The following is an 11,571-nucleotide window of genomic DNA, read 5'->3' as shown; positions in this document are numbered from 1 at the left end:
GCCCGGGGTCTTGCACAGCGCCACGAAGAACGGCACGTCCGCCGGGTGCAGGAGGGTGCGCTCCGCCGCGGGGTAGGCGTCCTTCAGTGCGCACAGCGCGGCGACCGGGTCCTCGAAGTCCTCGTCGCTCTCGAACAGCGTGGGGATCTCGCCGCGGTCGGCCGGATGCAGCCGGGATTCGGTGCGGCGCATCATCTCCGCGAAGCGGTCGCGCCAGGTGATGTCCAGCCACACCGAGCGGGTGGCCTCGGCGATCGCGTCGCCCAGGTCGCTGCCGCAGTCGAAGTCCTTGCGGCGGTCCAGCCCGACCGCGAGCTCGACGTAGCGCTCCAGCCAGTCCTGGTAGGTCATGGTGACCAGGTCGCCGAAGTACGGCTTGGCGGTGGCGTTCAGCGCCGCGATGATCTCTTCCCGGCGCGCCGCGACCGCGTCCGCGTCGCCCGCGACCTCGTCCAGCAGGCGGCCGGTGCGCGAGGCGGCGTTGTCGATCTCGTGGATGTCGGCGCCCAGTTGGCTACGGCCGGAGGCCATTCCGCCGGACGCCGTGCCCGCGCCGACCCAGTCGGGGGTGCCGGGGGTGTCCACCAGCAGTTGCTTGACCTCCGGTGCGGTGGTGGCCTCCAGCGTCGCCATGGCCGCCGTGCCGACCAGCACACCGTCCAAGGGCATCACGGGATAGCCGTGCTGCACCGCCCACTGGCCGGTGAGGTACTCCGTCGCCCGTTCGGGTGTCCCGATGCCGCCGCCGACACAGACCACCACGTTGGCGCGGTTGCGCAGCTCGGCGTAGGTGGTCAGCAGCAGATCGTCCAGGTCCTCCCAGGAGTGGTGCCCGCCGGCCTTGCCGCCCTCGATGTGCATGATCACCGGGTAGTCCGGCACCTCGTCGGCGATCCGCAGCACGGCCCGGATCTGGGCGACCGTGCCCGGCTTGAACGCGACGTGCACGATGCCGACCTCGGTGAGTTCCTTGATCAGCGCGACGGCTTCCTCCAGCTCCGGAATGCCCGCCGTCACGATGACGCCGTCGAGCGGGGCGCCCGCCGAGCGGGCCCGCTGCACCAGCCGCTTGCCGCCGAGCTGCAGCTTCCACAGATACGGGTCGAGGAACAGCGAGTTGAACTGGACCGAGCGCCCGGGGTGCAGCAGCTTCTTCAGCTCGGCCACCCGGTCGGCGAAGATCTGTTCGGTCACCTGCCCGCCACCGGCCAGTTCGGCCCAGTGGCCCGCGTTGGCCGCGGCCGCGACGATCTTCGCGTCGACCGTCGTCGGGGTCATGCCCGCGAGCAGGATCGGGGAGCGCCCGGTCAGCTTGGTGAAAGCGGTCTCGACCACGATGCGACCGTTGGGCAGCCGCACCGGCCGCGGCGCGAACGCCGACCACGGGGTCGCGGGCTCCGGCGCCGCGCCCGGGGTGAGCAGACTGCGCTGTCCGGCACGGGTGGCGGCCGCGACGATGCCGAGGCCGGTGCCCTTCAGCGTGCCCGCGGTGACGCGCGACAGCAGATCGCCCGGGCCCAGGTCCAGGATCCACTGCGCGCCCGCGGAGATCACGCCGTCTACGACGTCCACCCAGTCGATCGGGTCGACCAGGATGTCGCGCGCCAAGCGGCCCGCCAGCTCGGCGTCCAAGCCGCACTGGGTGGCCCAGCTGCTCACCAGATCGACGGTGTCGGCCAGTGCCGGGTGATGGAACGCGACGTCGACCGCCACGTCCTCGAAGACCGGAGCGAACACCGCGCCACCGCGCACCTTGGCGTCACGCTCACGCGCCTGCTCGTCGTGGATCTGGGCGCACCGCTGCCGCACCCGCTCCAGCTGCGCGGGCGGTCCGGACAGCACCGCGCGCCGGCGACCGTTGCGGATCGAGATCACCACCGAAGCGGCGGGATCGGCCCCCGCGCACACCTCGGCCACCACGGCGCGCAGCTGCTCGGGATCGACGTTCGACACCGCGGCCATCGGCGAGCGCTCGCCCACCGGCATCAAGCCGCGGCGGCGCGCCACCAAACCCGCTGCCGCGCCGATCATCTGGGCCACCGCGAGCAGCTCCGCGTCCCGGGCGCCACCGGCCTCGACCGCGGCGGCCGCGAGCAGGCCCTGCGAGTGCCCGACGATCGCGACCGGCGCGTGCTCGGCCGGGTCCAGACCCTGCAAACGCAGCGCCCGCACGGCCGCCACCTGGGTGAGCAGCACGCCGGGCATGGACACCGCGGCCGAGCGCAACACGTGCTCGGCGGGGGCGGCGGAGGTCTCGCCCTCGTCGGTGTCGGCCAGCTCGTTCTCCAGCATCCAGCCGATCGGGTCGAAGCCGACGGGACGCACCACCAGCAACTGCGCCGCAACCGGCTCGAGCAGTGCGGCCGCCTCGTTGACCAGCGCGGTGAGCTCCGGCTCGAGCGCGCTGTCGCGCCCGATCTCCTCCAGCTCGCTCAGCCACTGCGCACCCTGCCCCCCGAAGGCGAGCGCGTACGGCACGCCGTCGAGCAGACGATCCAACAGCGGCGACCGCGCCCCGCCCGACGCGGCCTTCCCGGTGGCGGCTACCACCTTCGCGCTCTGTCCGGCCTCGGTCTTGGTGCTCTCGTTGATCGTCAAGACGCTTCGACTTCCTTCTCCATGCGACATGCCTCGGCGACACGCCGGTCCCTACCGGTTCACGAGTGATCGCGGGTGATCGGCCTGATACCGGCGAGGATGGCACAAAATCATGAGGAAATCCTCACGTTTCCCCCCGGGCATGGCCCTTACTTCGGAGTATTCATGTACCCGCGTACCAGAATGCTGGTGAACATGACCCTGCCTCATATTTGAACACCCTGGTCCATCGGGTTACCAACGCGTAGGAAACATGAGCGCCCCTCATGTTGCCGTTGTCCAAATCGTTATAATCCCAGGTAAGGTTACCGACCAGTACGCCACGCCGTCCCAATGCTTCGCTATGACCGAATCGCCCGGTAGAGTTTGGACGGTCGTACCATCAAGCGCGAGTGGCGAAATTGGCAGACGCGCCAGATTTAGGTTCTGGTGTCCACGGACGTAGGGGTTCAAGTCCCCTCTCGCGCACAGATCTCCGTCATTCGTGACAGATATTCGTGCAGTGTGCGCGAGGGCCCTTTATTACAGGAGCCTGAGCTGTGATTTCACCTTCTGACCTGCGCCGATTGGTGGCGCGTTTGCCAGTTTCCGTCACTTGTGCCGTCTCCCGGATGTTTGCTGACGGAAGCGATCCGCGGTGATCGCGCCGGTCATCCCGCCGCAGTCGCGGTTGCAGGAACTCGCTTCAGGACCACAGGTCACGAACCACTCGGTCCGTCCCCGGAACGGGCACATCCAGTACGGGCTGTGCACCGTCGGCTCCGGCGGACGAATCGTCGACCGCACCGTCTTCACCGCCCTCGACTGGCAGCCCGGGATCCGACTCGAGTTGACCTGTCTCGATGCCGGTGCTTTGCTGGCCCGCCCCGCACCCGACGCAAACGTCGTGTTCGCCGAGGGCGGCTACTTTCGCATCCCCTACAGGCTGCGCCGTCGGATCGGGCTCGACATCGGTGACCGCGCACTGTTGATCGCCCACCACACCAACCATCAGCTGCTGATCCACCCACCGGCCGTGCTCGACGAACTGTGCTCGCCGAGTCTCGCGTTAGTGAGCGAGGCCCACTGATGACGACCTCCAGCCACTCGCCCGTAACGGCCGACACCCTCGCCGCAGCACGGTTGCTGCTGACCCAGATGGGGATCTCTCCCGCCGATCTCGTCCACCCCGGCACCACGGTGCCGACCTTCGCCGAGGTCATTCCGAAGGTGCGGGCACGGCTGTCGCCGGGCACGCTGCGCACCTACGACACTCATTTCACCCATCTGCTCACCTACTGGGCCGAGCGGCGTCTGGACGAACCGGAGAAGGCCGAGTTCGAGGACATGGCCCGCCGCCTCCAGACCGAGGCCCGCACCAACCGGGCCTCGCGCGGCGGCACCGGCGCCGCCGAGAACTTCGTCAGCGCCCTGCGGTGTGTCTACCGCTTCGCCGAGGACTCGGGCTGGATCCGGCCCGTCGACAACCCCGCCCGCCGGATCGCCCGCCCGACACGCCGCCCGTCACACCGCTACGCGATCCCGTCGAATCAGCTGGCCGAGATCTGGGCCGCCGCCGCGACCACCGGCGACGACCCCGACCTCGACGCGCTGGTCCTGCGCCTGCACATCGAAACCGCCTGCCGCCGTAGCGGTTCCCTCGCCCTGCGTCCGCACGATCTCGACCCCGACCAGTGCCTGATCTTCCTACGGGAGAAGGACGGCAGCGACCGGTGGCAACCGGTGTCACCGACCCTGATGCGCGGCTTACTGGAACACGCGGCCGAACGCGGGAGCCCACGCTCGGAACAGTTGCTGCGCTACCGCAACGGCAAACCCATCACTTCCCGCCGCTACGACCACATCTGGGCTCGCGTCGGGGAGGAACTGCCGTGGGTCGCCGCCCAGGGCGTCAGCATGCACTGGCTGCGCCACACCACCCTCACCTGGGTGGAACGCACCTTCAGCTACGCCGTCGCCCGCGCATACGCCGGACACCGCGGCAAGAACGCCGGAGTCACCGCCACCTACGTCAAAGCCCACCTGCACGAGATCGCCGCAGCACTCGCTGTACTCACCGGCGAATCCCATCCACTCGCCCCCGCCTACCGCCACGACCGGATGGACCGTCCGCACGCCGCCCAACCCGCCACCGGAGGAACCCGCTCATGACCGACCTCGCTCTCACCTCGTCCACGGACACCGCGCGGACGTCGGATCCCGAGGCGGTCACACCGAAATCCCGTGCGCACGGGTTCTTCTGGACCGTGCTCGCCGCCGCAGCCACCGTCAGCATCACCGGCAACGCCACCCAAGCCCTCCTGCACGACACGGCCCTGCCGGTCGTGGCCGCCGCGGTCGCGGTGATCCCGCCCTTGGCGCTGCTGGCCGCAGTCCACGGGGTAACGGTCCTCGCGCGTGCACACACCGCGACCCGCGCCACCAGGTGGGTCGCGACCGCGATGACCGTCCTCATCGCCACCGGCGCGTTCTGGCTGTCGTTCACCGCGCTCCGGTCCCTGGCGATCACCGCTGGAGTACCCCAGGCAGAAGCGTGGCTGTGGCCCGTCATCATCGAAGGGTCCATGGCGCAAGCCACTGTGGCACTGCTCGCCCTTGCTCACTCCGGCCACGGAAAACAGCGTGCGCACCTCACCGAATGGGCGAACAAGGTCGCGTCGCCGCTGGATGAGGAATTCGTAGTGACCAGGACCAGCGCTCTCCATGTGCAGGCGCCGTCAGCGGTGGCCGGTTCCGTGCACACGCCAACGCCTGCTTCCGATCGCACAGACCGAGACTTCTCGGCAGAGGCGGCGCGGCTGTGCGCACGCGATCCAGGCAGACGCCGCGACCCTGCCCTGGTCGCCAGAGCACTGACCCACCATCATCTCGACGGCTGGAATCCCTCTCGAATCGCCGCCGAGTTGAACAAGAGCCGCTCCACCATCAGTCGAATACTCAGCGACGCCGCCATTCTCCATGCTCACGACGTCGGCGAGCAGACAGTGTCCACCACCACGGCGGGTGGCCGGACCACCGCAGCCGAGTTGGAGATCAAGACCCCGGTTGGTACGAATTGACAATCGCTTCGGGCCGAGACGCACGCTCGGCCCGAAGCGTCCTTGGCAACCACAGAATCTTCAAACTCGGCCCGTCCTTGACGCGACAGTGCGCGCGCAGGTCGGTTGTCGGATGATCACGACATACCCTTCACATCGCTCCCCTCGCGCGACCGATGTACCTACCCTCAACAGTGCTGGCCCTTATCCGGGCGCGTAGGGGGGTGCGGCTCCAGGGTTTGAGCGAGGCGAAGGATCTTGCGTGCCTCCGCGGTGATGCTGGGATCGACACTGCGCTCGATGATCCGACCTGCTGCGTACACGATGCCCGCGCACACGCTGTCCCTCTCGCAGTCAGTGACGTCCGTTGAGCTGTCCATCAGCGCCTCCCTCGACCCATGTACCCCTACTCAACATAGTGTTTAGGAATAGACCACCACGGCCCTGTCGGGTCCGTCCGCTGCTCTACGCGTCGGCTCCTCACCAATAGGGCGTGCGCTACGACTCCGCTCTCGTGCTGTCCGCCTTGTCGAAGAAGACTCCGATGGCCCGCGGAGTCAGCATCGAACTCGTCGACGACTACGACAACACGCCGAACGCCGTGGAAACCGTGCCCTTCCGCTCGACGGCATCCTCCACGAGATCAACTTGTCCACGCCCGAATAGCACCCGCTGCGCGGCGTTCGACCGTGCGCGCGAAGTCAACCGGTCGCCACCCCTTCGATGACGTCTTCCAGGCCGTGCGACCGAGCCGGTTGAACAGCCCCGAATGGGCTTGGGGGATGCACCTATCAGAGCAGCGATGGTGTGAGTTGCCACACAGATCCCCTCCGAGGACGGCTCTGGATCGACATGGCAGCGGTTGTGGTCTGCCAGATCCCCCGGCGGAGAACCCATCGGTATTTACCAGCTATTTGCTAGTCGCGCCCGATGTCGGAATCGCCGACAGGAGCCCCTCCCTCACGCGCCCATGAGAGGAAACAGACCATGCGTTACGTAGATTCGGATTATCGACACACAGGTTCCGGCGGTGTTCAATACGATTTGCCAGAGGTTTCATCGCAGGCAGCACCACCGCACGGCCGTGACGACGACGTGGTGGCCCGACCGGGAGATCGGCGGATGGATATCGACATCACCTGCCCGAGCTGTGGGCGGCTCGACTGGGTGCAGAGTGTGCCCGCGTTGTGCTCGGACGGGACTTCGGTCTCGATGGGGAGCGGATCGTATTCGGGTTTCGGAGTGTCGAGTAGTGGGCTCGTGCCGGTGTTCGGCACGATGACCGTCGATCGAGCCCACACCACCGCGCTGGCCAACAGCTTCGCCCGCGAGCCCGACTGGAAGCCGACGCGGCGTTTGACCCGGGTGGGCTGGATGTTGCTGGTACCCGCGTTCTTGATGTTCATCGTTCTGGCCATCGGCACTGTCGGCGAAGAACCGGGACGAGCCCAGATGTCGATGGCTGTGTCCGGGGTGTTCATGGTCGGGATTTACGCCTCGCCGGGCCTGTTGACGCTCGCGGCGGCGCGGGGCCGACGCCGTCACAACAACCGAATCCTGCGCGGACGCCCGCACGCGCACGCGCTGTGGAGGGCCGGGTTCTATTGCCATCGCTGCGGGACCGCGTTCTGGCCGTACTCGCCTGTGGCAGGAATACCGGTGCGACAGTCGTTGTCGCCGCAGCAGTTCCGATGGCATGTCTGGAAGGTCGGCCGCTACAACGACACCCGATAGTCGCCGAGCGATAGCGCCCATCGCACCGGTCGACTCTCGCTCCGATCTCCCGGCACGGTCGTCGTCGAGTCGGCAGGTGTCGAACCGTTCGGCGAATCATGCGCGTTGCAGCGATGGCTGGTGTTGTAGACAGTTAGACGCCGCCGATCAGGTCTCGTGCGCGGCCGATCTCGGTGGTCGGCGGCGATGCCGGTGTCATCTCGATTGTTCGGTCTGCGCTGGGATACCGGTGGCACGCGGTGATTCCGTGCCGTCGGTGTCGGTCTGTTTCTCCTCCGTCCGCTGCCTCTGCTCGCGCGTGGGATCGGTCATTTCGGCGTCCTCCGGCGGGTCGGTCGTTTCGGCGTCCTTCGGCGGGGCGGGCGGGTCGGTGGCCTGTGTTCGGGCGAGTGTGATGAGTTGACGGACTTGCTTCGGGGTGATCTCCAGCAGGTCGGCGACGTCATCGTCGGTGTGGCCGGGCTGGTCTCGAATGATCATTGCCGCGCTGCCCTGGTCGGCGCGCAGACTCGCGATCTGTCCGGCGGCTTCGTCTTCGACGACGCTGATCTGTCGGCGCAGTTCGGCGATCTCGGCGTCGCGTTTGGTCTCGCACGCGGTGATCGCCTGCCAGTTAGACAGATAGCGGCGCACCGCCGCGGCGATCGCGCGGTCGCGTTCGCGGGCGAGTTCCCGGCGACGGCGCACACGCTCGCGTGAACGTTGCACCCGTTGCGTCATTTCCGGTGACCGAGCCGTTCGCGGTGAGCGCGGCGGTCGACGTGCAGCCATGAGCTGACCTCCAACAATATCGGCCAGCCTGCTGATCCTCCGGCAACGATGCTACTCCCCGCCCACCCATCGTGATCATCCGCTCGTCTTCCACGTTCGTGGAAGACCAATGCCACGCCGATTCCGCCCGTCCGGTGCTGCGGTGCCCGACTAGCCCCACCGCGGTCGGCGCCAGCCCTCGGCATTCCCACCCGATGTCATACCGGCACCAGCAATGAGGTGTTCGGAGGTTGTTCTATTCCCTACCAAGGAGATTCGTGATGTCCATACCTCAGCCACTGCCGTCTCCGGGCCGGTTGATCGCCTCGATCCCCGGCATGATCGGTTTCATCCCGCAGCGTTCGCTGATTCTGGTTCTGATCCCGGCAGGATCGACAGATCCCGACCGCGGCGAGCTGGCGGCGCTGCCTCGGTTCGACCTCACCGACAGTGCCGCTTCGATCATCGACTGCCTGCGGCCCTTGCTGGCGATGATGGGCTCTGCCACGGGTTTCGTGATCGTCGTCGATGACCGGCTGCCCGCGCCGGGCGTCGACGGACGGGCCACATCCGGGCGAGACCATCGTCTTGTCGAGCAGGTGGTCCGCGGCCTCGCCGACAGTCCCGTCCGCGTGTCCGGTACCTTCGCGACGGTCGCGATCGTGGCCGGTGGGTCGTGGTGGTCGCTGTCGGGCACCACCGAATCCGGGACGCTGCCCGATCCCGCTCGCACACCCTCCGCGCGGCAGCGTGCAGCGCTCGGGATGCCTGTCCTGGAGTCTCGGGCAGCGTTGGCCGACTCGCTGAGGACCGATCCCGCGCTCGCCATCCCGGTGTCAGCGGCGCTGGGCGGGGCTGTCGCCGAGGTCCGTGGCCGCCGCCAGGCCGTCGAGCACGACCTGGAGATGACCGTCCGCGACCGCCGCGACCTCGAGCAGGTGCTGTACGCGATCGCCGATCTCGCCGACGGCCTCACCCTCACCCCGAGTCACCTCGCACGCTTGGGGGCCGTGCTGAGCATCGCGACGGTGTCGCAGTGCCTGCCCGCGATCGCCATCGGCGAGCACGCCGTCGCCGCGGAGAGGTTGTGGATCTTGTTGACCCGCAGCCTCACCGGCCGCTACCGCGCCGAGGCCGCGGTCCTGCTCGCCTACAGCGCACACCTGCGCGGCGACGGCACCCTGGCCAGGCTCGCGATCACGATCGCACTGGAGGCCGATCCCACGCACATCTTCGCCCGGCTGCTCCACGCCGCGCTCGAACGTGCCCTCCCACCAGGCGTAGTGCACCGGGGCGCGCGGTTCGCCATCGCAGCCGCCGCCGACCTCGGCATCACCATCCCGTAGCGACACCCAACCCGGGCCGGGCCGAACACGGCGCGGCACAGCGCGACAGCACCGTTCGCTGCGCTGCCGCCTCATCGATGTGTGCCGCCCGAATCGAATCGGAGGGTCATCGGCCCCCCGAATGCGGCGAATACGCCTGCGGTGTCCGAGGACGGTCGGGGCCGCCGTTGCTTCGTCGTCCCGGTGTGGAAGGAGTTCGCATGATGGCCTCACCATTCGATGACCCGGCACCCGCGCGCGGGTCCGAGGACAGTGGCGGTCGGCGGTGGGACACGCCGTGGGGACCGATCACGCCGTGGACCGTCACCGCTGACCATCCTGATCCGGCGCGGCGGATGCAGTTCTATCTGGGTGTCGGTCAACCCAGCCTGCTCAACACCACACCGGTGCCGGTGTTCCTGTCCGCGCCGCGGCTGGCGCGCTACCGAACCAGGGGGGAGCGGTTCCCGGTCCGGATCAACCACGCCCCTTACAGCGGCGACTCGGGGGCTTACTCGGCTCTCGTGCTCACCGCCGATCCACATCATCACCCCTGGTGGGCCGTGCCGGACGAGTACGGGGCGTTGTGGTCGCGGCTCATCGACGACATCGGGCCACCCGGGTTCGTCGGCATCCAGGACCTGCCGTGCGAACCCGGATGCCTGCGACGCACCGGCCTGAGCATCGCCGATCATCAGCAACTCACCCTCGACAACTACCGGTACCTGGCACACAATTTCGATCACGTCCCGTGGCTGCCGACCCTTCAAGGGTGGCATCCCAGCCAATATGTCGAGCATTACCGGATGTATCGCTCGGCGGGGATCGATCTGGCCGGCCGCTGGGTCGGGATCGGCAGTATCTGCCGACGTAGCAGCGCCGACCACGATGTCGCCCACGTCCTGACCGCGCTCGCGGGATTCGGGATGAGGATGCACGGCTACGGAGTCTCGCTGCGCACCCTGGTCCTGGCCGGGCATCTTCTGCACAGCGCTGACAGCCAATCCTGGTCACTGGCAGCGCGGCGCGCCCGGACACCGATGCCCGGCTGCGTGCACCTCTCACGCCCGAATCGCGACAGCGGGCGCCGACGGGTGACCGATTGCCGCAATTGCCTGCGCTACGCGGTGGCCTTCCGCGAAAAGGCCATGAACGCCCTGCGCCTCAACCACCACCTGCGCGTCACCACCGACCCGCAACTGTGGGAGCAACCGGCACCCACTCAACCCGCACCACGCCCACGGCCCCGCATCGCGCCCCGCACCGAAGTCACTGGCAGCGAACAGATCCCGCTGTTCGACGCCGGATTACGAACGGTGTCGGCGGCCTGACCGGATCCGACACCACGCACGCTCCCCACCGGTGCGCGCCCCTTGCCTCCCGCTGCCCGCAGCGGCACCGACACAGAAAGGCGGTCCCGGCCGTGACCACGCCCATTGCCACGACGCGAAGGCCCGCTCGGCGTGGCCCCGCCCAGCGGTCACTGCGGCGCGGGCGCGGTGGGATCGATTTCTCGGTGGCTGCGGGGCCTGACCTGGGTGGATACGACCACTACCTTCTGAGCCTGAGTGGCGGCAAGGACAGCCAGGCGATGGTGGATGTTCTGGTCGAGGAGTTCCACCACCTCGGTGTGCTGGACCGGGTCACCACCGTCCATGCCGACATGGGCCGCTCCGACTGGCCGGAAACTTCGGCTCTCGCGCGAGAACACGCCGACCATTACGGGCTGCGCCACGAGGTGGTAGCCCGGACCGGCGGGGACCTGCTCGACCGTGTCACCGAACGCGGAAAATGGCCATCGCATCGAAATCGTTGGTGCACAAGCGATTTCAAGCGATCTCCGGCGCGGCGGGTGATCACGATGCTGGTCGCGGAATCCCGCGCCGCCGGGATCGTCGATCGCCCGATCAGGGTGCTGAACATCATGGGCCATCGCAGTCAAGAGTCCGCGGAGAGAGCGAACCGGCCCGCCTTCGTGCACGAGCCCGGCAGGACGTGTCTGTGCCCGCGGTGCGCTGCCGCCCGCAGCGCCGGGAATCCTCCGAAGGCCAGTGTCTCGAATTCGCGGCGGATCGTGGATACCTGGCTGCCGATCCACGGCTGGGACCTCGCCGCGGTGTGGGCGC

At 68.1% G+C, this 11,571-nt stretch carries 9 protein-coding genes and 1 tRNA gene; 8 read left to right on the top strand and 2 right to left on the bottom strand.

Annotated elements, in window-relative coordinates; translation table 11 throughout:
• On the bottom strand, positions 1–2,598 hold a 2,598-nt coding region (locus ON27_RS07010; protein WP_043721177.1), incomplete at its 3' end, for a fatty acid synthase subunit beta domain-containing protein.
• A gap of 386 nt (positions 2,599–2,984) precedes the next feature.
• On the opposite strand from ON27_RS07010, the gene ON27_RS07005 reads away from it, so the two are divergent.
• The 5 genes from ON27_RS07005 to ON27_RS06980 all read left to right on the top strand — a co-directional run bounded on the left by ON27_RS07005 (position 2,985) and on the right by ON27_RS06980 (position 7,370).
• Positions 2,985–3,066, top strand: a tRNA-Leu gene (locus tag ON27_RS07005).
• Between the two features lie 169 nt (positions 3,067–3,235).
• Positions 3,236–3,667: a hypothetical protein gene (locus ON27_RS07000; RefSeq protein WP_051046293.1), complete on the top strand. Its 432-nt coding sequence runs from the start codon at positions 3,236–3,238 to the stop codon at positions 3,665–3,667.
• Positions 3,667–4,749, top strand: coding sequence for a tyrosine-type recombinase/integrase (locus ON27_RS06995; protein WP_051046292.1), 1,083 nt, complete (start codon positions 3,667–3,669; stop codon positions 4,747–4,749). The genes ON27_RS07000 and ON27_RS06995 overlap by 1 nt, the downstream gene beginning before the upstream one ends.
• Positions 4,746–5,657, top strand: a complete 912-nt coding sequence (locus ON27_RS39715) for a DUF2637 domain-containing protein (RefSeq protein WP_051046291.1) — start codon at positions 4,746–4,748, stop codon at positions 5,655–5,657. The genes ON27_RS06995 and ON27_RS39715 overlap by 4 nt, the downstream gene beginning before the upstream one ends.
• A gap of 1,257 nt (positions 5,658–6,914) precedes the next feature.
• Positions 6,915–7,370 (top strand): hypothetical protein, encoded by a 456-nt coding sequence (locus ON27_RS06980; RefSeq protein WP_157227107.1) that lies wholly within the window; start codon positions 6,915–6,917, stop codon positions 7,368–7,370.
• Positions 7,371–7,565: 195 nt separating this feature from the next.
• On the opposite strand, the gene ON27_RS06975 is transcribed toward ON27_RS06980, so the two are convergent.
• Entirely contained in the window at positions 7,566–8,078 is a 513-nt protein-coding gene (locus ON27_RS06975; protein WP_157227106.1) for a hypothetical protein, read from the bottom strand.
• 323 nt (positions 8,079–8,401) lie between these two features.
• Here ON27_RS06975 and ON27_RS06970 point away from each other — a divergent pair, with 323 nt between their 5' ends.
• The 3 genes from ON27_RS06970 to ON27_RS06960 all read left to right on the top strand — a co-directional run.
• A complete protein-coding gene (locus tag ON27_RS06970) occupies positions 8,402–9,466 on the top strand; it encodes a DUF4192 domain-containing protein (RefSeq protein WP_043721168.1) in 1,065 nt (354 codons plus the stop codon).
• A 200-nt stretch (positions 9,467–9,666) separates the two neighbouring features.
• A complete protein-coding gene (locus ON27_RS39710; RefSeq protein ID WP_051046290.1) occupies positions 9,667–10,776 on the top strand; it encodes a deazapurine DNA modification protein DpdA family protein in 1,110 nt (369 codons plus the stop codon).
• Between the two features lie 185 nt (positions 10,777–10,961).
• On the top strand, positions 10,962–11,571 hold a 610-nt coding region (locus ON27_RS06960; protein ID WP_157227105.1), incomplete at its 3' end, for a phosphoadenosine phosphosulfate reductase domain-containing protein.

Origin of the sequence: Nocardia asiatica NBRC 100129, from assembly GCF_000308415.1 — a bacterium.
In the GTDB taxonomy this organism is placed as follows: domain Bacteria; phylum Actinomycetota; class Actinomycetes; order Mycobacteriales; family Mycobacteriaceae; genus Nocardia; species Nocardia asiatica.
The sequence above is the reverse complement of the archived record's forward strand: the minus strand, read 5'-3'. Positions and strand labels throughout refer to the sequence as shown.